This is a genomic window from Mycobacterium sp. IDUB_39, assembly GCF_055419205.1.
Window position 1 is genome coordinate 548234 of record NZ_JBVAXF010000004.1, and the last position, 23659, is coordinate 571892.

The following is a 23659-nucleotide window of genomic DNA, read 5'->3' on the forward strand; positions in this document are numbered from 1 at the left end:
GCACAATCGGCTGATGGTCCCGCTCGCCGCCCGGCCTGCGACGCCCAGCCGCGCCGAGATACTCGCCGCCCTGTCGGTGGCGGTGGATCTGGGGCTGGGTCAGCCTGCCGAGCACATGCTGCGGTCGGCGCTCATCGCCACCCGCATCGCCGACCGGCTCGGACTCAGCCGCGCAGACCGCGACACCGCGTACTACACGACGCTCATCATGTGGATCGGCTGTCACGCCGACTCGCACGAGTACGCGCAGTGGTTCGGTGACGACATCGCGGTTCGGCACGACTCGTACCTGGTCGACTGGTCGGGACTTCCGTACCTGCGCTTCCTGATGGGCAACGTTGGTCGCGGCCGACCGCTGCTGGCCCGCGTCAACACGATGGCGGCGATGGTCGCGAACGCGCGTGGCCAGCTGTCTGCGCTCATCCATTCGCACTGCACGTCGGCGGGCACGCTGGCCGACCGGCTTGGCGTTGACGGCGCTGTGCGCGACGCACTGGCGTACGCGTTCGAGCGTTTCGACGGCGGCGGTCTACCGGGCGGGGTGAGCGGCGCGGCCATCCCGATCGCGATGCGGGTCGCCCAACTCGCCGAGATGGTGGAGGTGCACGCGCGGTCCTACGGTGTGGACGGTGCCGTCGTCATGGCCAAGAGCCGACGCGGCGGGCAGTTCGATCCCGCCGTCGTCGACGCGTTCGTCGACGGCGCACAGCAGATCCTCGCGAGCCCGCCGGGCGGTGACACCTGGGCGGCCGCGCTCGGCGAGGCGCCCGACCGCCGCGAGCCGCTTGGCCCGGCCGAACTCGACACGTTGCTCGTCGCGCTCGGTGACTTCGTCGACCTGAAGTGTCCGTTCACCCTCGGGCACTCCCAGGCCGTCGCGGCGCTGGCCGCCGATGCCGCAATTGCCGCCGGCCTCGACGCCGACTCCGTCACGACGGTCCGTCGGGCCGGTCACGTCCATGACCTTGGCCGGATCGGCGTCTCGAACCAGATCTGGTCCAAGCCAAGCAGTTTGACGTCGGCCGAGGCCGAACGCGTGCGGCTGCACCCGTACTTGACGGTGCGCATCCTGTCCCAGGTCGCCGGACTGGGGAAGGTGGCCGAACTCGCGGGCAACCATCATGAGTGCATCGACGGCTCGGGGTATCCGCGCGGGCTCGCCAGCGCCGGCTTGAGTCTGGCTGACCGCGTGCTCGCCGCCGCGGTGGCCTACCAATCGGCACGTGAGCCCAGGCCGTACCGAGAGGCGCTGTCCGCCGATGCCGCCGCACACCGTCTTCGTGACCGGGTCCGGGCGGGCACGCTCGACCCCGTCGCCGTCGACGCGGTACTGCACGCGGCTGGCCATCCCACGGCGCGAAGAGCGGCGCGGCCGGACAAGCTGTCCCCCCGCGAGGTCGAGGTGTTGGGGCTGGTGGCCCGCGGGGCGTCGAACAAGGAGATCGCCGCGAGGTTGGTGATCTCGGAGAAGACGGCCCGCAATCATGTCGAGCGGATCTACGCGAAGATCGGCGTCTCGAACCGGATTGGCGCGAGCATGTATGCGCTGGACCACGGGTTGGCTCACCCCGTCACGCCCTGAGCAGAACCCGGTACCAGCGTTCCCAGGTATCGTTGATGTCATGACGATTGCCGAACAGGCCGACGACGCCGTCCTCCACAGCGCCCCCGTCCGGACCCGAGCGTTGATCATCGGCTCGGGGTTCTCCGGGCTCGGCATGGCCATTGCCCTGCAGGGCCAGGGCGTCGACTTCCTCATCCTGGAGAAGGCCGACGAGATAGGCGGCACCTGGCGGGACAACACCTACCCCGGCTGCGCCTGCGACATCCCGTCGCACATGTACTCGTTCTCCTTCGAGCCGAAGCCGGACTGGCGGCACATGTGGTCCTACCAGCCGGAGATCTTCGACTACCTCAAGGGAGTGGCCGACAAGTACGGATTGCGGCGCCACGTACGCTTCGGCTCCTGCGTGGACCGCGCCCACTGGGACGACGAGGAGAAGTGCTGGCACGTCTTCACCACCACGGGCCAGGAGTATGTCGCGCAGTTCCTGGTCTCGGGGGCCGGTGGCCTGCACATCCCGTCGATTCCCGATATCGAGGGCATCGACACCTTCGAGGGTGCGACCTTCCACTCCGCGCAGTGGGACCACTCCGTCGACATCACCGGCAAGCGCGTGGCGGTCATCGGAACCGGTGCCAGCGCCATCCAGATCGTCCCGGAGATCGTCGACGACGTCGCGGAACTGCAGGTCTACCAACGGACTCCGCCCTGGGTGATGCCGCGCGTCAACAACGCCTTCCCTGAGTGGATGCGCGACATGTTCAGCAACGTGCCGGGCACCCGTGCGCTGATGCGGGCCGCGATCTACTGGGTGCACGAGTCCGTCGGCTTCGCGATGACCAAGCAGCCCCGACTGCTCAAGATCGGCGACCTGCTGGGCACGTGGAACATTCGGCACAGCGTGAAGGACCGCGAACTGCGTCGTAAGCTCACCCCGAACTACCGCGCGGGGTGCAAGCGAATCCTCAACTCCAACACCTACTACCGCGGTATCGCCGATCCCAAGACCAAGGTCATCACCGAGGGCATCGCGCGGATGACACCCACCGGCATCGTGACCGCCGACGGCGTCGAACGCCCGGTGGACGTGGTGGTCTTCGCGACTGGGTTCCACGTCACCGACTCCTATACCTACGTCGATATCAAGGGCGCAGGCGGTGAGGATCTGGTGGACCGCTGGAGCCGCGAGGGCATCCAGGCGCACCGCGGCATCACCGTGGCGGGCATGCCCAACCTCTTCTTCCTCTTGGGCCCCAACACCGCGCTCGGCCACAACTCGGTGGTGTTCATGATCGAGTCGCAGATCCGCTACGTCGCCAAGGCGATCGCCGCCGTCGACAGGGCCAAGGCGAAGGCGCTGGCGCCGAGCAGGGCCGCCCAGGACGAGTTCAATCGCGGCTTGCAGGGTGAACTCGCGGACACGGTGTGGAACACCGGCGGTTGCCGGAGTTGGTACCTCGACGACCACGGCGTCAACCGCACGCTGTGGAGCGGAATGACCTGGCAGTACTGGCTGTCGACACGACGATTTCGACGGTCGGAATATGACGTTCTACGATGATGCGCCACGACACGCCAACACCAGTGGTTGTGCTGGCGTTCGATGTGGGACACCAGGGGTAGTGTCATCAATGCCGCTCCGGCAAACAGACTTTCGCAGGTGAAATGAGGTTCCAGTGTCCGATGGAATGAAGCTGGTCGACCGGGTCTCGGCCATCAACTGGAATCGCCTGCAGGACGAGAAGGACGCCGAGGTGTGGGAGCGCCTCACGGGCAACTTCTGGTTGCCGGAGAAGGTGCCGGTGTCCAACGACATCCCGTCCTGGGGCACGCTCAACGCCCACGAGAAGCAGCTCACGATGCGGGTCTTCACCGGTCTGACGCTGCTCGACACCATCCAGGGCACCGTCGGCGCGGTCAGTCTGATCCCCGACGCGCTGACACCCCACGAGGAGGCGGTGTACACCAACATCGCGTTCATGGAGTCGGTGCACGCCAAGAGCTACAGCAACATCTTCTCGACGCTGTGCTCGACGTCCGAGATCGACGAGGCGTTCCGCTGGTCGGAGGAGAATCCGAACCTGCAGCGCAAGGCGCAGATCGTCATGAACTTCTACAAGGGCGATGACCCGCTCAAGCGCAAGGTGGCCAGCACGCTGCTGGAGAGCTTCCTGTTCTACTCGGGCTTCTACCTGCCGATGTACTGGAGCAGCCGCGCCAAGCTGACCAACACCGCCGACATGATCCGGCTGATCATTCGTGACGAGGCCGTGCACGGTTACTACATCGGCTACAAGTTCCAGAAGGGTCTGGCACTCGAGAGTGAGGCCCGCAAGGCCGAGCTCAAGGAGTACACCTACGAGCTGCTGTTCGAGCTGTACGAGAACGAGACCGAGTACACCCAGGACCTTTACGACGAGGTCGGCCTCACCGAGGACGTCAAGAAGTTCCTGCGCTACAACGCCAACAAGGCGCTGATGAACCTCGGCTACGAGGCACTGTTCCCGCGCGACGAAACCGACGTCAACCCCGCCATCCTGTCGGCGCTGAGCCCCAACGCCGACGAGAACCACGACTTCTTCTCCGGCTCGGGCTCGTCGTATGTGATCGGCAAGGCCGTCGTCACCGAGGACGAGGACTGGGACTTCTAGACCTCCGGTAACCGCCTGACCGGCAAAGCTCCTGCACGACATCGGAATTGCCTCGCTGGGTCGACCGAGTTTACTCAGGGCTCAAATGCGAACGGAAGAAACACAATGTCTCCAGTGCTGCCCGCAGTGTTCGATCTAACCGGTCAGGTGGCACTCGTCACCGGATCGAGCAGCGAGCGCGGTATCGGGTTCGCCTCAGCCCGGCTGTTGGGTCAACTGGGTGCGTCAGTGATGGTCACCGGGACCACCAGCCGTGCATCCGAACGAGCCGACGAGTTGCGGGCCGAGGGCATCGCCGCGGCAGCCCATATCGCCGACCTGATGGACCCCGATGCCGCGCGTGGACTGGTGGCGGCCACCGAGGCGGCCTTCGGCAAGGTCGACATCGTGGTCAACAACGCCGGGCTGGCGTCAGTCAACATCCCCGAGCGGCCCAACCTCGTCACCGTCATGACCGACGACGAGTGGGCGCTCGCGCTGCGGCGCAACCTGGACAGTGCCTTCTTCGTCACCCGGGCGGCGCTGCCCGGGATGGCCGAGCGTGGTTACGGCCGAATCATCAACGTGGGCTCGACCGCCGGGGTGCTCACCGCCTACACCGGTGATGTCGGATATCACACCGCCAAGGCCGCAATGTTGGGGATGACGCGGTCGGTCGCCGTCGACTTCGCCAAGGACGGGGTGACGATCAACCTCGTGATACCCGGCTGGATCGCCACGGCTGCCCAGTATCCCTCCGAGGTCGAGGCGGGCAACGCGACGCCGATAGGCCGGTCGGCGACGGCGGCCGAGGTCGCTGCCGGCGTCGCCTTCCTCGCGACACCGGGCGCCTCGTACGTCACCGGCACCACCCTGGTGATCGACGGCGGTAACTCCCTCGGTGGGTGATGGCCGACTGAGGTCTCGAATTCGACCGTGAGGCCGGGTCGCGCTGGCGTGCCCGATTCCGTGCCGCCACACTGGTCGGATGAACGCCAAGACGCTCTTCGCGTCCGTCATCGACTGGCTGCGCGCCGGCTACCCCGAGGGAGTGCCGGGACCCGACCGTGTGCCGCTGCTGGCGCTGCTGCGGGCCACGCCATTGACCGAGGACCAGGTCAGAGAGGTCATCCGCAACATCACCGCCGCGGACTCGCCCGCGATCGTGGACGGCGCGATCAACACCGATGAGATCGAGACCTTCATCTCCGAGGTGACCCAGCACGACGCCGGTCCGGAGAACGTCGAGCGGGTGGCGGCCAAGCTCGCTGCGGCGGGCTGGTCGGTGGAGGGTTTCGAGGCGGCAGAGGAGGACACCGCCCTGGCTGCTGCGGAGACGACTGCTGCCGACACGAAAGCGGGCGAGGCCCCCGAGGGGACCCCGCCCGCGTGAGATCGGGATTGACTACAGCGTCGAGTTATCGATGACGAAGCGGTACCGCACGTCGCTGGCGAGCATCCGCTCGTAGGCCTCGTTGACGTAGGACGCCTCGATGACCTCGATCTCGGGGGTCACGTCGTGTTCGGCGCAGAAGTCCAGCATCTCCTGGGTCTCGCGAATACCGCCGATCAACGAGCCCGAGATGCTCTTGCGCCCGAAGATCAATGCCCCGGCGGGGATCGGCATCGGGTTCTCGGGCATGCCGAGTTCGACCAGCGTGCCGTCGAGGTTCAGTAGTCCGAGGTAGGCGGCCATGTCGAGGTTCGCCGACACCGTGTTGATGATCAGGTCGAACGAGCCCCGCAGCTTCTTGAAGGTGTCGGGGTCGCTGGTGGCGTAGTACTCGCCTGCGCCGAGCCGCAGCCCGTCCTCCATCTTCTTGAGCGACTGGCTCAGCACGGCGACCTCTGCGCCCATCGCGACGGCCAGCTTCACGGCGAGGTGGCCGAGGCCGCCCAGTCCGATGACGGCGACGCGCTTGCCCGGGCCCGCATTCCAGTGCCGCAGCGGCGAGTAGGTGGTGATGCCGGCGCATAGCAGCGGTGCGGCCTTGTCCAGCGGAATGGCGTCGGGGATGCGCAGCACGTAGTTCTCGTCGACGACGATGGCCTGGCTGTATCCGCCCTGGGTGGACTTGCCGTCGCGGCCCTTGCCGTTGTAGGTGCCGACCATGCCCGGTTTGGTGCAGTACTGCTCCTCGCCGGCGCGGCAGTTGTCGCACTCGCGACAGGAGTCGACGAAACAGCCGACGCCGACGCGGTCGCCGACCTTGTACTTGGTCACCTCCGAGCCGACCTCGGTGACGACGCCCGCGATCTCGTGGCCGGGTACCAGCGGGAACGTCACGTTGCCCCACTCCTCGCGCACGGTGTGCAGGTCGGAGTGGCAGATGCCCGCGAACGCGATGTCGAACGCGACATCGTGCGGGCCGACGTCACGGCGCTCGATGGTGGTCTTGGTGAGTGGCTCAGTGGCCGACGTCGCGGCGTAGGCGGTAACGGTCGTGGTCATAGCTCTAACTGCCTCTTCATATCGTGTTGCAATTCAAACCCCCACCAAAAAGCTTAGCGAAGGTAACGGAATCGGGCGCAGCAGCGGGCCCTGCGACCTAGTTCAACGGTCGTCGGCGCGGGTTTAATCCCGCGGATACATGATCGCGCGGATCTACAGACCTGGCGCGCGGAAACCGGCGTTGAAGCCGACGCGCTCGTAGCTGACGAGTCCGGCCACCTGATAGGGGTCGGTGGCGATGAGGTCCTCGGCGTCCTCGGTGCTGATATCGCCGGTCACCAGCACGCCACCCTTCTGCGACTCCTGGCGCCCGGCCAGGATCAGGCGGCCTGCGGCCACCTCGCGAGCGATCCACTCGAGGTGGGCGGGACGCGTCTGGTCGACGACATCGAGTGGCTGCACGTAGGTCAGCGTGAGGACGTGAAACACGCCACGAAGACTACGGCACCACGGTCGGTGCGATACCTGTCACACGACAGACACATGCGACGCGTGTTGTTAACGAACGCCCGGTGATCGGTTACACCGGGGCAACCACGGACCCCGCGTTCTCCCGAAAACTGTCAATCGACAGAAATATTCGCTGAAGCGATATCGCGATACCGGGGAGAGTTGTGACGAGCGACACCGCCACCACCGCGGGGGCCAAGGCCCACGCCCGCGCACAGCACGGGCGCGCCACCGACTTCATGCGCCACGTGCCAGCATCGAGCAGTTCGACGGCACCCGAGGACGTCTCGGCCGACCGGCTGGTGTGGTCGGAAACCGTTGCACCAGGCGGATACACGGCCGCGGTGATGGCCCGTGGCACCCGCATCCGCCTCGCCGACCCCGACGGTGACGCGTGCGCGCACCTACTGCTGCACCGCGCCGACGGACCGCACGAGCGCCTCAACGTCGCCGACACCGTCAAGGTGCCGTGGCAGGCATACCTCGGGGTGGGCCATCCGCTGCTGAGCGGATTCGGGCGCGTGCTCGCGAGCGTGGTCGCCGACACGTCGACGGCCCACGACGCGCTCACCGGCACCACGACGCGGGCAGGCAACGACGAGAAGTACGGTGTGTCGGCACCGGAGTCGACATCGCCTGCGGGACGAGATCTGCTGCTGCTCGGAGCGCTCAAACACGGTCTCGGACACCGTGATCTGCCGCCATCGGTGTCGTTCTTCAAGGCCGTGCGCGTCGATAACAACGGCTCCCTGCAGTGGCGGGGATCGGCAGGCCCTGGCGGCACAGTCGATCTCCTGCTGCACGTCGACGCGATCGTCCTCCTCGCGAACACCGCGCATCCCCTGGACCCGAGACCCGACTTCACCTGTTCGCCGCTGCTCGTGCACGCCTGGCCCGCCGCAGGCGATCTCGACCGACTGGCTGCGGGTGAGCTCGTCGGCCCGCTCGGACCGGAACACCGCCAGGCCATCGCCAACACCGACGCCGATCTTCACGCCAGAGGAGTCCTGTGAGTATCACCGCCCTCGTCCCCGGCACGGTCGTGCTCGATCAGGGGGTCGCCGCGCGTGCCCCCTGGTCGGCCGTCGTTGCCGCCGGCGACGTCCTCACGATCGTCGATCTGGCCGGAAACCAGGCTGCCGACTGCCTGCTGTATGACGCCTCCGACACGACGGTGCGCTACTCGGCGTCGGAAACGGTTGCGCGGCAGGGCAGGATCGCGCTGAGCACCGGATCGGTCCTGCGTGCCGACACCGGCGTGGCGCTCATGACGGTCGTCGATGACGAGGTCGGCGTGCACGACACCCTCGGCGGCGCCTGTTCGAAGGAGTCGAACACGCTGCGCTACGGGCAGCACACCCGCGCACAACACGGATGTATGGAGAACTTCCTCATCGAGGGCGCCAGATACGGGCTCGGTGCGCGCGATCTGGCCAGCAACATCAACTGGTTCATGAACGTGCCCGTCGATCCCGATGGCGCGTTGGGAATCGTCGACGGCTTGTCCGCACCGGGCAAGCGCGTGGCGCTGCGGGCTGAGGTCGACACCCTTGTTCTGGTGTCCAACTGCCCGCAGATCAACAACCCGTGCAATGCCTTCGATCCGACACCCGTGCGCATGATCGTCACCCGGCCGGAGGGAGTCGCATGAGCGAGACTGTCCTGATCGCCAACCGCGGTGAGATCGCAGTCAGGTTGTTGCGTGCCGCACAAACCCTCGGTCTTCGCACCGTGGCCGTGTTCTCCGAGGCCGACCGTGGCGCACCGCACGTGCGTCTCGCCGACGAGGCCGTACTGCTGGGCCCGGCCGCGCCGAGCGAGAGCTACCTGCGGGCCGACGCCATAGTCGCTGCCGCACTGGCGAATGGCGTCGACATGGTGCACCCCGGTTACGGCTTCCTCTCCGAGGACGCCGAATTCGGCGACGCGGTCGAACGTGCGGGCCTGGTGTTCGTGGGTCCGACGCCGCATCAACTACGCGTGTTCGGCACCAAGCACACCGCACGGTCGGCGGCCGTCGCCGCGGGTGTTCCGGTGTTCCCCGGATCCGGTCTGCTCGACTCCGCCGACGAGGCTGTCGCCGCGGCGGAGGCGATCGGCTATCCGGTGATGCTCAAGGCGACCGGTGGCGGTGGTGGGATAGGCATGCAGGTCTGTCGCAGCGCCGACGATATGCGCGCGGCGTTCGACCGCGTGACACGCCTTGCCGCCCGAAGCTTCGGAGCGGCAGGTGTCTTCGTCGAGCGATTCGTCGAGTACGCGCGCCACGTCGAGGTCCAGATCTTCGGCGACGGTGCGGGTCGCGTCGTCTCCCTCGGCGACCGCGACTGCTCGCTGCAACGCCGCAACCAGAAGGTGATGGAGGAGGCGCCCGCACCCGCGCTACCCGATGCCATTCGAAGCCAACTGCATTCGTCGTCTCGGAGGTTGGCGGGATCGGTTGACTACCGGTCCGCGGGCACCGTCGAGTTCATCTACGATCCGAGGCGGCAGGAGGCGTCCTTTCTCGAGGTCAACGCACGTCTGCAGGTCGAGCATCCCGTCACCGAGGCCGTGACGGGAGTCGACCTGGCGGGCTGGATGTTTCGGCTAGCGCGTGGTGAGGGTGACGTCCTTGCCCCGTACCTGGGCCCGGGAGTGACCAGCGGCGCGGTGGCTGTTCGGGGACACGCCGTCGAGGCGCGGGTGTACGCCGAGGATCCCTCGCGTGACTACCGCCCGAGCACGGGAACCCTGACCGCCGTGACCTTCCCGACCGACGACGACGTCCGCGTCGACACCTGGATCGAGCAGGGCACCGAGGTCTCGGCATCGTATGACCCGCTGCTGGCCAAGGTGATCACCGCCGGCGCCGACCGTGACGAGGCGCTCGATCGGTTGGGTCGTGCGTTGGACGGGACGGTCCTGCACGGTATCGAGGTCAACGTCGGGCTTCTCCGCGCGGCCGTGGACAGTGCCGATGTCCGGGCAGCCGCGCACAGTACGTCCACCCTCGCCGAGGTCGCCGATCCGCGGCCGCGGATAACCGTCGAACGGCCGGGCCTACTGACGACGGTGCAGGATCTGCCCGGCCGGCTCGGGCTCTGGGGCGTCGGAGTTCCGCCGAGCGGGCCGATGGACGATCTGTCGTTTCGGCTCGGCAACCTGGCGTTGGGCAACGCCGAGGGGGCACCCGGCCTCGAGTGCACCGCCTCGGGTCCGGCGCTGCGCGTCACGCACCCGACCACGGTGTGTGTCACGGGTGCCCAGTGTGCCGTGACCGTCGACGGTTCGGCTGTCCCGATGTGGGAGCCGATCGAGGTCGCAGCCGGCGCACTTCTCGACATCGGCGCGGCCGAGACGACCGGACTGCGGACCTACCTGCTCGTCGCGGGCGGTTTCGACGTGCCCGAATATCTGGGCAGCGCATCGACGTTCACGCTCGGACGGTTCGGTGGCCACGGCGGCCGCCAACTGGTCGTCGGTGACGTCCTGCGCGCCGCGCCGCGGTCAGGAGACGCCGAACCAACGGGGCCGGTCGCACCCGAGGTGCGTCCTGCGATTCCGTCGGACTGGGACCTGGCGGTCACCGAGGGTCCGCACGGGGCACCGGAGTTCTTCACCCGCTCCGATATCCAGACACTGTTCGGCGCCAGTTACCGCGTGCACTTCAACTCGGCGCGCACCGGGGTCCGACTCGAGGGACCACGGCCGCAGTGGGCCCGACCCGACGGCGGGAACGCGGGGCTGCACCCGTCCAACATCCACGACACCGCCTACTCCGTCGGTGCCCTGGACTTCACCGGAGACACCCCGATCCTGCTCGGACCCGACGGGCCCAGCCTGGGTGGCTTCGTGTGCCCGGTGACCGTCGTCACCGCCGACAGATGGAAGCTCGGTCAGCTGCGCCCCGGTGACACCGTGCGATTCGTGCCCATCCTCACAGCGGAGGCACCGTCGCGCAGCGACCTCGGAATCACCCGTGGTGCAACGGCATCGGTGGTGCGGACCGGAGGCGACGGGGATGACGGCGTGCTCGCCCGGCGCGCGGACGACGGCGCGCCCAGCGTCACCTACCGCCGCAATGGGGATGACAACGTGCTCGTCGAGTACGGCGACATGGTTCTCGACCTCGCGCTGCGGGCACGTGTGCACGCGTTGCACGGCCGGCTTCAGGCAGAGATCGCAGGCGGATCCGTGCACGGCATCGTCGACCTGACGCCGGGGATCCGGTCGCTGCAGGTGCACGTCGACCCCGACGTGCTACCGATCGACCGCCTGCTTGGCCTGCTGTTCGAGTTGGAGGACGATCTCCCAGGGACATCCGAACTCGTCGTGCCCAGCCGTTCGGTGCGGCTGCCGCTGTCATGGGATGACCCGGCGACGCGGGAGGCCATCGCCCGCTACACCTCCGGCGTGCGCGACGACGCGCCGTGGTGCCCGTCGAACATCGAGTTCATCCGCCGCGTCAACGGTCTGGCATCACAGGCCGATGTCATGGACGTCGTCTTCTCGGCGGAGTACCTGACGCTCGGGCTCGGGGACGTGTACCTGGGGGCGCCGGTCGCCACCCCACTGGATCCCCGACATCGACTGGTCACCACCAAGTACAACCCGGCCCGCACATGGACTGCGGAGAACTCGGTCGGCATCGGCGGCGCCTACCTGTGTATCTACGGCATGGAGGGTCCCGGCGGCTACCAGTTCGTGGGACGCACTACGCAGGTCTGGAGCCGCTACCGGCACACGACGCCGTTCGAGCCGGACAGCCCCTGGCTGCTGCGCTTCTTCGACCGCATCTCCTGGTATCCGGTGTCGCCCGACGAACTGCTCGACATGCGTGCGGATCTCGCCGCCGGGCGGGGTTCGATCGACATCACCGAGGGCACCTTCTCGCTGGCCGAACACGAACGGTTCCTGGACGAGCACGCCGCGTCGATCGCGGACTTCCGTGAGCGCCAGGGTGCGGCATTCGCCACCGAGCGTGCGGCATGGGCCGCGGCCGGCGAGTTCGACCGTGCCGAACGGGCGGAGTCGCGAGCCGAGCCGCTGACCGCCGATCTCGTCCTCGACGACGGTGAACAACGGGTCGATGCGCCGTTCGCATCGAGTGTGTGGAAGGTCGACGTCGAGGTGGGTGAGTGTGTGGTGGCCGGACAGTCGCTGCTGGCATTGGAGGCCATGAAGATGGAGACGGTGTTGAGGGCGCCGACTGACGGCATCGTGACGCAGATCCTCGTCCAGGCGGGCCATCAGGTGGACCCGGGCGCGCCGTTGGTGGTGGTCGGTCCGCCCTCGGCGGGCCGCGACGCGGCGGGCATCCCGGCATGACGGCGGTCGAGCGGGTTCGCGCGGCGTACGCCGCGATCGAGGCCGGACAACGTCCCGAAGTCTGGATCTTCCTGCGCCCCATGGCGGAATCGCTTGCCGATGCAGAGGCTGTCGACGTCTTGGTCGCCGCGGGTGCTGAACTCCCGTTGGCTGGCCTGGTGGCGGCGGTCAAGAACAACGTCGACGTCGCCGGCCTGCCCACCACCGCGGGCTGTCCGTCCTACTCGTCGACGCCCGCGACGGAGGACGCCGTCGCGGTCGCTCGTCTGCGAGCGGCGGGTGCGGTCGTGATCGGCGCAACCAACCTCGATCAGTTCGCCACCGGTCTGGTCGGAACACGCAGCCCGCACGGCGCCGTCCGCGACGCCCGCAGGCCCGACCGGATCTCGGGGGGATCCAGCGCGGGATCCGCTGTCGCGGTGGCCCTTGGCCTCGTCGACGTGGCGGTCGGCACGGACACGGCGGGATCGGGGCGGGTGCCCGCAGCATTGCAGGGCATCGTCGGCATCAAGCCCACCTACGGTGTGGTGCCGACCGACGGCGTCGTGCCGGCCTGCCGGTCATATGACTGCGTGACGATCTTCGCGCGTGACCTCGACACGGCATCTGCCGCGATGGGTGTGATGGCCGGCCCGGACGAGACGAGCGGTGCACGGCCGTTCCCGCCCGACGCGCCGCTTGCCGCGCCCGACGCCCCGGTCGTGGCGGTGCCGCGGGAGCTTCCGGCACTGTCCGTCCCGTGGCAGGCCGCGTTCCGGACGGCGTGCGAGCGGCTCGCCAATCACGGTGTGACACTGAAGGAGATCGACCTCGGCCCGTTCCTGTCCGCCGCGAGGCTGCTGTACGACGGCGGGCTGGTTGCCGAACGACACGAGGCCGTCGGCGCATTCGTCGACGCCCACCGCGACGAGGTCGACCCCACCGTCGGTGCGATCGTGGCGGCGGCCGGTGAGGTCACCGCGAGCACCCTGCTGGCCGACCGTGCCCGCCTCGCGGCGCTGACAGCAACGGCGATGGCAGAACTCGAGGGCTGCGACGCGCTGCTGATCCCGACCACCACGGAGCATCCGACGATCGCCGAGGTCGCCGCCGAACCGGTCACCGTGAACGCGCGGTTGGGCACCTACACCAATTTCTGCAACCTGATGGATCTGTGCGCCGTCGCCGTGCCGTCGGGCACCGCGGGGGAGGACCAGTTCGGGGTGTCGGTCATCGCGCGGCCTGGTGCCGATGCCGTCGCCCTCGATATCGCGCGGCTTGTCATCGAGCAGTCGGTGTCGGTGGCCGCTCCGGGCACCGCACTCGCACCGGCCTCTGCGTCGGCGCCCTGGCCGACGAGCGCCGGTTTGACTGCGGTAAAGCTCCTGGTGGTGGGCGCGCACCTGCGTGGCCAACCACTGGCGTGGCAGCTGACCGACCGCGGTGCGCGTTGGATCGGGCCGTCCCGCACCGCGCCGTTGTACCGACTCGCGGCGCTGGACACCACGCCGCCCAAGCCTGGGCTGGTGCGCGTGGGCCACGAAGGCGGCACCGCGATAGGCGGCGAGCTGTGGCTCATCGGCACGGCCATGTTGGGTGACTTCCTGGCGGCGCTGCCGGCCCCCATGTCACTGGGTGCCGTCACGCTCGCCGACGGCACCGAGGTGGTCGGGTTCGGCTGTGCCCTGCAGGCATGGCGTGATGGCGAGGACATCTCGCACCACGGCGACTGGCCGACCTACCTGGGGTACGTCAATGCCGGCTCACCGTCGACGTCGTCGTCGGACGCGGCGCGGGTATAGCGCTCCATCTCGTCGAGGCTGCGTGCCCGTATCCCCGTCGCCGCGACGTCGGGGATGCCCAACACCCGCATACACGCGTCGGCGACGTGGACGGGCAGCTCCGCACGCTCTAGTCCCGCGGGCACCGACCACATGTTGACCAGCGATTCGACGAGGCGGAATGGCAGGTCCGCGGCGGCCTCGTGCACGCCGGTCTGATCGATCACCGCACGGCTGAGCGCCAAGTAGTGAAGTCGCAGCCGCTCGCGGTCCGACCAGAACGGCTCCAGCCTGGCGTCGCGAAGCTCTGGCAGCAGGTACAGCGCACCCAGATTCCAACGGCCGCTGAGTAATTGGTTGCCATCGAACGCGGCAAGCGCGTGCAGGTGTTCGGCGGCGGTGAGTGCGGGATCGGCACCGAGGAGGCTCGGGATGAAGCCCAGCGTTGGCGCGACGGTCTGGCTCAACAGCGCGCAGAGAATGTCGTCCTTGGTCTTGAAGTAGTGGTAGAGAGACGCCTGGCGGATGCCGACCGAGTCGGCGATGGTCCTGGTCGAGGTGCCGGTGTAGCCCATCGTGGTGAACAATTCACCTGCGGCATCGAGGATTTCGTCACGCGCAGTGGTTCCCGGACGCCGCTGGTCATGCAGGCGTGGGCGTCCGGCCTTGGCGAGTGGCATGCCCCCATGGTGGACCATGGGGGACCACCTTCGGTAGCCCTCCGAATTCTGTCACACGATAGAAACGCGCGATACGTAGCGGTTACGTACGGCGTCAATTGGTTACGCCAGCGACACCCGTCGGGGTCACGCGCCGTGAAAACTGTCAACTGACAGGCCAGCGGCACGAGGTGGTGCCGCGGCCACCCACCACACACACCGGGGAGTGCTTCGATGGGAATCGCCGTCTCCACAGTCGACGCGCCTGCCGTGCGAGCTGCGGTCCCGCCGACGCCGGATCCCGTCGCGACAGTCAATGACCTTCGGGTCACGTTCCGCCGCAACGGCCGTGACGTGTGTGCGCTCCGAGGTGTGTCGCTGGCGATCGCCCCCGGTGAGATTCTCGGGCTGGTCGGCGAGTCGGGTTCCGGTAAGAGCGTGTTGGGCTTCACCCTGCTGGGTCTGCTGCCCAAGCACGCGAAGGTCGACGGCACCGCCTCCGTGACCGGTTCGGACATGGTCTCCGGTGACGCGAAGGCGCTGCGAAAGGTCAGACGGCTCGATCTCGGTGCGGTGTTCCAGGATCCGATGACGTCGCTGAACCCCACCATGCGCATCGGAAAGCAGGTTGCCGAGGCCGCGGGCAGCGACGCGGAGGCCCTTCGCCTGCTCACCGCAGTCGGCATACCCGACCCCAAGCGCCGGATGCGCGCGTTTCCCCACGAACTCTCCGGCGGACTGCGCCAGCGCGTCATGATCGCGATGGCCATCGCGGGTGATCCTGAGCTGATCATTGCCGATGAACCGACAACCGCACTCGATGTCACGGTGCAGGCACAGGTTCTGCGGCTGCTACAACGGCTGCGCGACGAGATCGGCTGCAGCATCGTGCTGATCACCCACGACCTCGGGGTGGCCGCTGCGATCTCCGACCGCATCGCCGTCCTGTACGCGGGCCGCATCGCAGAGATCGGTCCCACCGCCGACGTGCTCGGTGCGCCGAGCCACCCCTACACCCACGGCTTGCTGCGCTCGCGACTGACGTTGGACACACCGAGGGACCGACGGCTCACCGCGCTCGCCGGCTCGGTGCCCAGCCCTACCGACCCGCTACCGGGATGCGCGTTCGTGCCGCGCTGCACGCTCGCCACCGACGACTGCGCGCAGACGCCACCGGAACCTGTCGCCGTCGCGCCGGATCGGGTCAGCGCGTGCATCGTGGCGCTCGACCAGGCAGACGGTGTCTCCGTCGTCGAGCACCTCGAAGCGACCTTGACCGCAGCGACCTCGACCGGAGCGCCCTCGACAGATACGCCAGAGCCGTTCGCCGCGCCATCCTCCGACCGCGCCGCGCAACCGCCGTCGGTGGTGTGCCATGGCGTGACCAAGACGTTCACGGTGGCCAGGCGCTGGCTGGACCGCTCCGCGGGCGATCACGGCAAACTGCATGCGCTGCGCGGAGTCTCGCTGACGGTTGGGCACGGCGAGTCGGTGGCACTGGTCGGTGAGAGCGGGTCGGGCAAGTCGACGCTGCTACGGGTGATCGCCGGACTCGAGACGGCCACATCCGGTTCGGTTGAGCTGGCAGGCCGCAGGCCGCAGATGGTGTTCCAGGATGCCGGCGCCTCGCTGACCCCGTGGCTGTCGGTGGGCGAACTCATCGCCGAACGTCTGCGCGGCACGTCCATGTCGCGTGCGCAGCGCCGGGACGCGGTGACCGAGGTGCTGACACGGGTCGGGCTGCCCGCCGACGTCGCGAAGTCGCGTGCCGGCCAGCTGTCGGGTGGTCAGCGCCAGCGAGTGTCGTTGGCACGGGCCACCGTCGTCCCCCCGTCCGTTCTGCTGTGCGACGAGCCGACCAGTGCGCTCGACGTGTCGCTGGCGGCCTCGGTGCTCAACCTCATCGGTGACCTTCGCCGAAGCCTGGACATGTCAGTGGTGTTCGTGACCCACGACCTGTCGGTGGCCCGCGTGGTCGCCGACCGGATCGCGGTGATGTACCTCGGTCGCATCGTCGAGATCGGACCTGCGGACAGGGTGATACGGGACCCCGCTCATCCGTACACGCAGGCGCTCGTCGACTCGATCCCGGATCTCGGTCGTGAACCCCGGGCGCTGGCAGGTGAACCCGCGAGCCCGTTGTCACCTCCCGCCGGTTGCGCATTCCATCCGCGCTGCCCGATCTCGATCGACGCGTGCAGCGGGGCCGAACTCGACGTCCGCCTCGAGGGCATACCGGGCAATCCGCATCAGGTGGCATGTATCGAGAGGCGGGCGCTCTGATGGCAATTGCACTGTCCGATGTGCCCCTGGCGCGTCAGCGCGAGCGCCGGATCCCGGCACTTCCACGGGTCAACTCGATGGTGGTGAACTGGATCGGCTTCTCACTCGTCATCGTCGTGACGCTGATAGTCCTGGCGGTGCCGATTCTTGCGCCATACGACCCGTTGACACCGGTCGGTATGCCGCTGCAGGCGCCCGGGAAGAACGGCTTCCTGCTCGGCACCGACAGCATCGGACGCGACATCCTGTCCCGGGTGCTCTATGGGGCCCGCTCGAGCTGGTTCGCCGCACTGGTGGTGGTCGCCGTCGGACTGTTCATCGGTGGCCTGGTCGGTCTGATCGCTGGCGCGACCGGCGGCTGGGTGGACACGGTGCTGATGCGTATCACCGACGCGTTCCTGTCGCTACCCGCACCGGTGCTGGCGATCGCTGTCGTGGCCGCACTCGGCCCCGGGTTCGCCCACACGCTGATCGCCGTGTCCATCGTGTGGTGGCCGTTCTATGCACGGCTGGTGCGCGGCGAGGTGGCCAGGCTGGCCGCGCGCCCGCACGTCGAGGCCGCGAAACTCGCTGGCGTGAGCCCATTTCGGCTCGCGGGGCGGCACCTCCTTCCCGGTGCGGTGCCCAACGCGATCGTGGCAGCCAGCCTGGACATCGGGACGCTGATCCTCACACTGGCAGCACTGTCGTTCCTGGGTCTGGGGCAGTCCGCTCCCGCACCGGAGCTGGGTGCTGACTCCGCTCGCAACCTCAGTTACTTCCTGCAGCAGTGGTGGATTCCGGTGATGCCCGGTCTCGGTGTACTCGTTCTGGCGCTGGTGGGAAACATCGCGGGGGACTGTCTGCGCAATCTGATGAAGGGCGGCGGGGGCCGATGAGCGCTTGCGCGAAGAGAAAGGCGCCTGAGTGAAGACATTCGTGGCGGCCCGGCTGGGCGCGATGATCGCGATCCTGATCGCGCTCACGGGAGTGATGTTCATCCTGCAACACATCTCGCCGCTGGACCCCGTCAAGGCGCAGCTGGGTGCGCAGGCCTCGGCCGACGCCGTGGCCGCCCGCCGGGAGGCGCTTGGACTCAACGAGCCCGTGCTGGTGCAGTTCTGGCACTACGTCACCGGTGCGGCGACCGGCGACCTCGGCACGTCCTACCGCACCCGTCACCCGGTGCTGTCCGATCTCGGTGACTTTCTGCCCGCCACACTGGAACTCGCGATGGTCGGACTGGCCATCGCGATCCTGCTCGCGGTGCTGCTGGCCTTCAGCACGACACTGCGGTGGCGCGGTGCCAGCCTGCTGCGCGCGGTGCTGTTCACCGGATCATCGGCGCCGATGTTCCTGCTCGGGATCCTCGGGCTCATCGTCTTCTATCAGAGCTTCGGCTGGCTTCCGGCCAACGGTCGCACCGGGTTGCCGAACCCGACCGACGGGCCCACTGGCCTACTGACGTTGGACGGCCTTTTGCACGGACGGTTCGATGTCGTGGCCGACGCCCTGCACCACCTGATCCTGCCCGCTCTCGTCATTGCCATCGGGCCTGCCGTGGCGATCGGCCGGGTGCTGCGCAGCAGCCTGCTCGGCGACATCGACAGCGACTACGCCAGAACCGCGCGCGCCAAGGGACTCTCGGAGGGCGGAATCATGGCACGGCACGTGCTGCGGAACTCCGTCGGTGCCGCGCTTTCGATGACAGGTCTGCAGGTGGGCCTGATGTTCTCGGGCGTTCTCGTCGTCGAGCAGGTCTTCGGGTGGCCCGGCATCGGCCAGTACATCGCGCAGAGCATCCCGGTCGCCGACTTCCCGGCGATCGCCGGCGTCACCATCATGCTCGGCGCCATCTACGTCTTCATCAACACCGCCGTGGACCTACTCCAGGCGGCCGCCGACCCACGTATCGCAATCACAGGAGGATAGGTGCCGAAACAGCCACTCATCGTGGACAACCCCGTTCTGGTCGTCGTCGACATGCAGGAGGCCGGTGACATGCCGGCCGACGAGGTGGGTATCGCCCACATGCCCGGCTACGACGGCCGGATCGAACGCGCACAGCGCCTGATCGCCGCGGCGCGGGCCGCCAGCATTCCGATCGTGTTCTTCCAGGAAGTCCACCGCCCCAGTGGAATCGACTTCGGTCGCGAACTGGACGGCACTGAGGGCGTGCACTGCGTCGACGGCAGACCCGGCACGGCGTTGCACCCATCACTGCTACCCGATCTGGACGGACCGAACCTGGAGTTCCACATCGTCAAGCGTCGCTACTCGGGCTTCATCGGCACCGAGTTCGAGATCGTGCTGTCCGGCTTGAAGGCGTCCACGTTGATCCTCGTCGGCGGACTGACCGACGTGTGTGTCCACTACACGTTCGCCGACGCCCATCAGCGCGACTTCTACGTCAGGGTGGTCGCCGACTGCGTGGGCGGCTCGTCGCAGTACCGCCACGACGCCGCACTCGACGCGATGGAGTACCTGCAGGCAGGTGCGGTGCGTAGCACCGACGAGATCCTGGACGCGTTCGCGGCGCGCAGCCTGACCACCCCCGTTCTCGAAGGAGCCACCCGATGACGTTGAAGCGTATGAAATTTCATGCTCTGTCGGCGCTCGGCTTCGCAGCCGTGCTGACCCTGAGCGGATGTGGGGGTTCGGACTCCGGGGGTGGCACCCCGAGCGCCGCGCCGACGGACAAGGTGCTGCACGTGTCGTTCCTGCAGGACCCCGGGCAGCCGCCGGATCCCGATATCTTCTACGCCAGTCAGGGTCTGCTCCTGACCACGAACACCTACGAGGGCCTGCTGCAGTACAAGGGCGGTACGGCCAAGCCCGAGATCGAGCCGCTGCTCGCGACCGAGTGGACCGAGTCACCCGACCACAGGGTTTTCACCTTCAAGCTGCGCGAGGGTGTCACGTTCCATGACGGGACCCCGTTCACGTCGGCGGCCATCAAGGCGTCGTTCGACCGGCGCGCGGCGGTGAACCAGGGGCCGGCGTATATGGTCAAGGACGTCGAATCGGTGACAACACAGGGTGATTACGCCGCCACCATCACCCTCAAGGCGCCCAACTCGGCATTCCTCGACTATCTCGCGTCACCCTACGGGCCCCGCATGGTCAGCCCCGAGGGCCTGGCGAAGAACGCCGGTGGTGACGACGCGCAGACCTACCTCACCAACCACGATCTGGGCACCGGCCCGTACACGTTGACCGCCGCGGAGGTCGGGTCCCGTTACGCGCTGGCCGCATATCCCGAATACTGGGGCGAGAAGCCGTATTTCGAGAAGGTCGAGATCCCCGTCATCACCGACGTCTCGGCGCAGCAGCTGCAGTTCAACAATGGTCAGATCGCCGCGATCATGCACGACCTGCCGTCCTCGGCCGTCGAGCAGTATCTCGACGACGACACCTATGCGCACTACTCGCTGCCGTCGATGATGTCGAACTACCTCTACCTGAACCCTCGCAAGGGCATGCTGACCGACGTCGTGAACCGAAACGCAGTGGTGGCGGCGATCGACGTCGACGCCCTGGTCAAGCAGACCTACTTCGGCCGCGGCAAGAAGGCCGAGCAGGTCTACCCGCCGAACATGATGGCACCGGAGTTCGCCAAGCAGTCCGTGACGCACGATCCGTCGACACTGACCAACATCGCGGCGAGCCTGCCCGCCGACCAGAAGTCGATCACCATCGGGTATGACTCGTCGAATCCGGACAACCAGCTGATCAGCAACCTGATTCAGACTCAGCTCGCTGCGGCCGGGCTGACCGCGAAGGTGCAGAGCTATCCGACCTCGGAGATCTACGGCTGGATCGGCACCGACGGGCAGTCGGCACCGGAGATCTTCTCAGCCACCGCCTGGCCGGACGCCCCCTCGCCGTACACGTGGGGACACATCACCTTCGACCCCGACGGCGGGCTGAACTACCTGGGCTGCTCCGCACCGCCGATCACGGCGGCGCTGGCAGAGGGTTTGAACAGTGGTGCACCACAGCCATTCTCGGCCGCCGCCGAGGAGGCGATCAAGACGGGTTGCTGGCTGAACATGGCCGACGTCGATGACTTCATGGTCACCCAGCCCTGGCTGAAGGGCGTGGAGGAGGCGCATGTCGTGACGAACCCGAACTCGCTGCGGCTGTTCAAACTGTCGGTGGGCTGATGGCGACCCTGATCCGCAGGAGCGGCGTACGCCGGATCATCCTGCTGACGCTGGGCTGGGAGGAACTGCCGAAGTCGGTGTCGGTGTACGGGGCGCCGGCCGAGGAACGCATGCGCGAACCGGTGCCCGGCGTGCTGCTGCAGACCGACGGCGGTTGGGTGCTGCTCGACACCGGTTTCAACACCGCGCTGGTGCGGGATCCCGCGCTGTATCGGCGGTTCTTCCCGACCGTCGAGTACCGGCCGGTGCTGCCCGGTCCCGGCGAGCCCATCGAGCAGCGGTTGGCCGAGGTCGGCGTCGACTTCGACGATATCCACACCGTCGCGGTCAGCCATCTGCACCATGACCATGCCGGGGGACTGAAGCTGTTCGCAGGCAAGGTCCCGGTGCACGCTCAGCGCCGCGAACTCGAGTACGGGCTGTCCAACCACCCCGAGCCGGAGCGCAACGCCATAGTCCGGGTGGACTTCGACGATCCGAATATCGAGTGGCGCCTCGCCGACGGGGAGGCGCAGGTCGCGCCGGGTATCACGGCGGTGCCGACCTACGGCCACACCCCGGGTCACCAGAGTTTCGTCGTGGAACTCGACGAGTCGGTCGGCGGCGATGGGTTCGTGTTCGCGTTCGACGCAGCCGATCTGACCGAGAACATCGAACAGGAACTGGCGATCGGCGGGTTCATCGACGTCGAGCCCGAGGAGACGATTGAGCCGATCCGCAGGCTCAAGAAGTTGGCCAGTGACAAGGGCTATCAGTTGATCCCGGGCCACGACCCGCACGTGTGGCCGGAGCTGACGCAGCACTTCCACGACCGGTTCGGTCACCCGTGACGGTTCTCGTGGCATCCGACTACGTGGGCCTGTGGCGGCGGACGCTTCTGGTGAACGCCGATGGCTCCCGCGACACGGGAACCGACGTCACCTGGTTGCAGGGCCCAACCGCATACGTCGACTCACGTGGTTTCGCGGGCACGCTGGGGGTAGGTGGTGACATCTTCGAATGGCACCGCGAGATCGACCTCGAACCGCCGGGCCCGTTTCCCGACGTGGGCAGGATGGTCTGGGACGGTGACACATTGGTCGAGACGGGCATACACGAGAACTACGTGGAGCACTGGGTCCGCGATGACGGACCGTCGTCACCGTGCGGCGCCTGGTTCCTGCGTGCACCCGACGGTTCCCCGGCGCTACTGGTTCGGGCGGGCGCGCTCTTCGGCTGGGCCGGCGGCGGTGCGGTGGTGATCGACACGGTGGGTGGGGTGAGGTGGCAGGCCCTCGGCATCGGGTGCTTTGAGAATCAGGTCCAGGCCAACGGTGCGCGGTGGGCCATCGATCGAACTGAAGGAGACGTCGATATATGAGTGGCACAACAGCATTCACCTCGGTGCCGATCGTCGACATCAGCGGGCTTCGGTCACCGGATCGGGCCGAGCGGGAACGCGTCGCCGCCGAGATCGGCCGGGCGGCACGCGATGTCGGCTTCCTCTACATCCGCGGCACCGGTATCGACGAGTCACTGTTCGACCGGATGCTCGAGGCCACCAAGGCCTTCTTCGCGCTTCCGGTCGAGGAGAAGATGCGCACCTACATCGGGTTGTCGCGCTGTCACCGCGGCTACGTACCGGTCGGGGAGGAGGGGATGGAGACCGGCCCGCCCGACTTCAAGGAGGCGTTCGACACGGCGCTGGACCTGCCCGAGGACGACCCCGACTACGTTGCAGGCAACCCGATGCTCGGCCCGAATGCGTGGCCGGACCTGCCGGGTTTCGCCACCGCGGTCACGGAGTATTACGGCGCGGTTCTCGAGGTGGGGCAGCAGCTGCTGTGGGCGTTCGCGGTCGCGCTTGGCGAGGACCCAGATGTGTTCTCCCGACATGCATCCAAGACACCGAGTCAGTTGCGCCTCGTGCACTATCCGTATAACCCCGATGCCACCGACGGCCTGGGGATCGGTGCCCACACCGACTACGAGTGCTTCACGCTCCTGAAGCCGACCGCGCCCGGTCTGGAGGTGATGAACGGCGAGGGGGAGTGGATCGACGTGCCCCCGGTGGACGGAACGTTCGTCGTCAACATCGGAGACCTGCTCGAACTGTGGACCAACGGCGCGTTCGTCGCCACCAGTCATCGCGTGCGAAGGGTGCGCGAGGAGCGGTACTCGTTTCCGCTGTTCTTCAACGTCGACTACGACACCGAGGTCAAGCCGCTACCTCAGTTCGCCACCTCCGACGGCCCGCAGCGTCCCACGCTGCGCGCTGGCGAGCACCTCTTCGCGCAGACCGCGCAGACCTTCGCCTACCTGCGAAATCGCATCGACAGTGGCGATCTGGTGCTGCCAGAGGATGCGCTGGCACTCGGCCAGTTCGGCCAGCAGGCGCTGCACGAGGTCGGGCACGGCGGCTAGCCG

20 protein-coding genes are annotated in these 23659 nt (G+C 67.5%); 17 read left to right on the forward strand and 3 right to left on the reverse strand.

All coding sequences use genetic code 11. From position 1 onward, the window contains the following. Window positions 1-13: 13 nt before the first annotated feature. From ACZY0X_RS18020 to ACZY0X_RS18040, 5 genes are all read left to right on the forward strand, one after another. Window positions 14-1582, forward strand: coding sequence for an HD domain-containing phosphohydrolase (locus ACZY0X_RS18020; RefSeq protein ID WP_463772296.1), 1569 nt, complete (start codon window positions 14-16; stop codon window positions 1580-1582). Between the two features lie 40 nt (window positions 1583-1622). Continuing rightward, window positions 1623-3125, forward strand: a complete 1503-nt coding sequence (locus tag ACZY0X_RS18025; RefSeq protein WP_463772297.1) for a flavin-containing monooxygenase — start codon at window positions 1623-1625, stop codon at window positions 3123-3125. Between the two features lie 127 nt (window positions 3126-3252). Then, window positions 3253-4215: a class 1b ribonucleoside-diphosphate reductase subunit beta gene (nrdF, locus tag ACZY0X_RS18030; RefSeq protein WP_463772485.1), complete on the forward strand. Its 963-nt coding sequence runs from the start codon at window positions 3253-3255 to the stop codon at window positions 4213-4215. Between the two features lie 105 nt (window positions 4216-4320). Then, window positions 4321-5103, forward strand: coding sequence for an SDR family NAD(P)-dependent oxidoreductase (locus ACZY0X_RS18035; protein ID WP_463772300.1), 783 nt, complete (start codon window positions 4321-4323; stop codon window positions 5101-5103). Window positions 5104-5182: 79 nt separating this feature from the next. After that, window positions 5183-5587 carry a DUF3349 domain-containing protein gene (locus ACZY0X_RS18040; protein WP_463772302.1) on the forward strand — a complete coding sequence of 135 codons (405 nt, stop codon included), beginning with the start codon at window positions 5183-5185 and terminating at the stop codon, window positions 5585-5587. 12 nt (window positions 5588-5599) lie between these two features. On the opposite strand, the gene ACZY0X_RS18045 is transcribed toward ACZY0X_RS18040, so the two are convergent. Together ACZY0X_RS18045 and ACZY0X_RS18050 are read right to left on the reverse strand one after the other, a co-directional pair. Next, entirely contained in the window at window positions 5600-6646 is a 1047-nt protein-coding gene (locus ACZY0X_RS18045) for an NAD(P)-dependent alcohol dehydrogenase (protein ID WP_463772304.1), read from the reverse strand. 153 nt (window positions 6647-6799) lie between these two features. After that, window positions 6800-7075, reverse strand: coding sequence for a YciI family protein (locus ACZY0X_RS18050; RefSeq protein ID WP_463772306.1), 276 nt, complete (start codon window positions 7073-7075; stop codon window positions 6800-6802). Window positions 7076-7260: 185 nt separating this feature from the next. Between ACZY0X_RS18050 and ACZY0X_RS18055 the strand changes: the two genes are divergently transcribed. From ACZY0X_RS18055 to atzF, 4 genes are read left to right on the forward strand one after another with little or no spacing between them, the layout of a single operon-like run. After that, the gene (locus ACZY0X_RS18055; protein ID WP_463772307.1) at window positions 7261-8109 is read left to right on the forward strand and encodes an urea amidolyase associated protein UAAP1; all 849 of its coding nucleotides are present in this window, start codon (window positions 7261-7263) and stop codon (window positions 8107-8109) included. 2 nt (window positions 8110-8111) lie between these two features. Next, window positions 8112-8747 (forward strand): urea amidolyase associated protein UAAP2, encoded by a 636-nt coding sequence (locus ACZY0X_RS18060; RefSeq protein ID WP_463772487.1) that lies wholly within the window; start codon window positions 8112-8114, stop codon window positions 8745-8747. Next, window positions 8744-12406, forward strand: a complete 3663-nt coding sequence (uca, locus tag ACZY0X_RS18065; RefSeq protein WP_463772309.1) for an urea carboxylase — start codon at window positions 8744-8746, stop codon at window positions 12404-12406. The genes ACZY0X_RS18060 and uca overlap by 4 nt, the downstream gene beginning before the upstream one ends. Beyond that, on the forward strand, window positions 12403-14187 hold the full coding sequence (gene atzF / locus ACZY0X_RS18070; protein WP_463772310.1) for an allophanate hydrolase: 1785 nt from the start codon (window positions 12403-12405) through the stop codon (window positions 14185-14187). Before uca ends, atzF begins: the two co-directional genes overlap by 4 nt. Here the strand turns inward: atzF and ACZY0X_RS18075 are convergent. After that, window positions 14124-14846, reverse strand: a complete 723-nt coding sequence (locus tag ACZY0X_RS18075) for a TetR/AcrR family transcriptional regulator (protein WP_463772311.1) — start codon at window positions 14844-14846, stop codon at window positions 14124-14126. The genes atzF and ACZY0X_RS18075 overlap by 64 nt on opposite strands. Before the next feature lie 213 nt (window positions 14847-15059). Between ACZY0X_RS18075 and ACZY0X_RS18080 the strand changes: the two genes are divergently transcribed. The 8 genes from ACZY0X_RS18080 to ACZY0X_RS18115 are packed head-to-tail and all read left to right on the forward strand — an operon-like array spanning window position 15060 to window position 23656. Beyond that, entirely contained in the window at window positions 15060-17108 is a 2049-nt protein-coding gene (locus ACZY0X_RS18080; RefSeq protein WP_463772313.1) for an ABC transporter ATP-binding protein, read from the forward strand. Further along, on the forward strand, window positions 17108-17986 hold the full coding sequence (locus tag ACZY0X_RS18085; protein WP_463772314.1) for an ABC transporter permease: 879 nt from the start codon (window positions 17108-17110) through the stop codon (window positions 17984-17986). Before ACZY0X_RS18080 ends, ACZY0X_RS18085 begins: the two co-directional genes overlap by 1 nt. 28 nt (window positions 17987-18014) lie before the next feature. Further along, window positions 18015-19019, forward strand: coding sequence for an ABC transporter permease (locus ACZY0X_RS18090; RefSeq protein WP_463772316.1), 1005 nt, complete (start codon window positions 18015-18017; stop codon window positions 19017-19019). Further along, window positions 19020-19667, forward strand: coding sequence for a cysteine hydrolase family protein (locus ACZY0X_RS18095; protein WP_463772317.1), 648 nt, complete (start codon window positions 19020-19022; stop codon window positions 19665-19667). Further along, complete coding sequence (locus ACZY0X_RS18100; protein WP_463772319.1) at window positions 19664-21253, forward strand: ABC transporter substrate-binding protein; 1590 nt, start codon at window positions 19664-19666, stop codon at window positions 21251-21253. Before ACZY0X_RS18095 ends, ACZY0X_RS18100 begins: the two co-directional genes overlap by 4 nt. Beyond that, on the forward strand, window positions 21253-22083 hold the full coding sequence (locus tag ACZY0X_RS18105) for an N-acyl homoserine lactonase family protein (RefSeq protein WP_463772321.1): 831 nt from the start codon (window positions 21253-21255) through the stop codon (window positions 22081-22083). Before ACZY0X_RS18100 ends, ACZY0X_RS18105 begins: the two co-directional genes overlap by 1 nt. After that, window positions 22080-22613 (forward strand): hypothetical protein, encoded by a 534-nt coding sequence (locus ACZY0X_RS18110; RefSeq protein ID WP_463772323.1) that lies wholly within the window; start codon window positions 22080-22082, stop codon window positions 22611-22613. The genes ACZY0X_RS18105 and ACZY0X_RS18110 overlap by 4 nt, the downstream gene beginning before the upstream one ends. Next, on the forward strand, window positions 22610-23656 hold the full coding sequence (locus ACZY0X_RS18115) for an isopenicillin N synthase family dioxygenase (protein ID WP_463772324.1): 1047 nt from the start codon (window positions 22610-22612) through the stop codon (window positions 23654-23656). The genes ACZY0X_RS18110 and ACZY0X_RS18115 overlap by 4 nt, the downstream gene beginning before the upstream one ends. The last annotated feature ends 3 nt before the right edge of the window (window positions 23657-23659 follow it).

Excerpts from the sequence above, each read along its gene's own strand:
- ACZY0X_RS18115 (WP_463772324.1), top strand. The coding sequence starts at position 22,610 with ATGAGTGGCACAACAGCATTCACCTCGGTGCCGATCGTCGACATCAGC.
- ACZY0X_RS18025 (WP_463772297.1), top strand. The coding sequence starts at position 1,623 with ATGACGATTGCCGAACAGGCCGACGACGCCGTCCTCCACAGCGCCCCC.
- atzF (WP_463772310.1), top strand. The coding sequence starts at position 12,403 with ATGACGGCGGTCGAGCGGGTTCGCGCGGCGTACGCCGCGATCGAGGCC.
- uca (WP_463772309.1), top strand. The coding sequence starts at position 8,744 with ATGAGCGAGACTGTCCTGATCGCCAACCGCGGTGAGATCGCAGTCAGG.
- ACZY0X_RS18080 (WP_463772313.1), top strand. The coding sequence starts at position 15,060 with ATGGGAATCGCCGTCTCCACAGTCGACGCGCCTGCCGTGCGAGCTGCG.
- ACZY0X_RS18100 (WP_463772319.1), top strand. The coding sequence starts at position 19,664 with ATGACGTTGAAGCGTATGAAATTTCATGCTCTGTCGGCGCTCGGCTTC.
- nrdF (WP_463772485.1), top strand. The coding sequence starts at position 3,253 with ATGAAGCTGGTCGACCGGGTCTCGGCCATCAACTGGAATCGCCTGCAG.
- ACZY0X_RS18085 (WP_463772314.1), top strand. The coding sequence starts at position 17,108 with ATGGCAATTGCACTGTCCGATGTGCCCCTGGCGCGTCAGCGCGAGCGC.
- ACZY0X_RS18105 (WP_463772321.1), top strand. The coding sequence starts at position 21,253 with ATGGCGACCCTGATCCGCAGGAGCGGCGTACGCCGGATCATCCTGCTG.
- ACZY0X_RS18020 (WP_463772296.1), top strand. The coding sequence starts at position 14 with ATGGTCCCGCTCGCCGCCCGGCCTGCGACGCCCAGCCGCGCCGAGATA.
- ACZY0X_RS18045 (WP_463772304.1), bottom strand. The coding sequence starts at position 6,646 with ATGACCACGACCGTTACCGCCTACGCCGCGACGTCGGCCACTGAGCCA.
- ACZY0X_RS18075 (WP_463772311.1), bottom strand. The coding sequence starts at position 14,846 with ATGCCACTCGCCAAGGCCGGACGCCCACGCCTGCATGACCAGCGGCGT.
- ACZY0X_RS18040 (WP_463772302.1), top strand. The coding sequence starts at position 5,183 with ATGAACGCCAAGACGCTCTTCGCGTCCGTCATCGACTGGCTGCGCGCC.
- ACZY0X_RS18035 (WP_463772300.1), top strand. The coding sequence starts at position 4,321 with ATGTCTCCAGTGCTGCCCGCAGTGTTCGATCTAACCGGTCAGGTGGCA.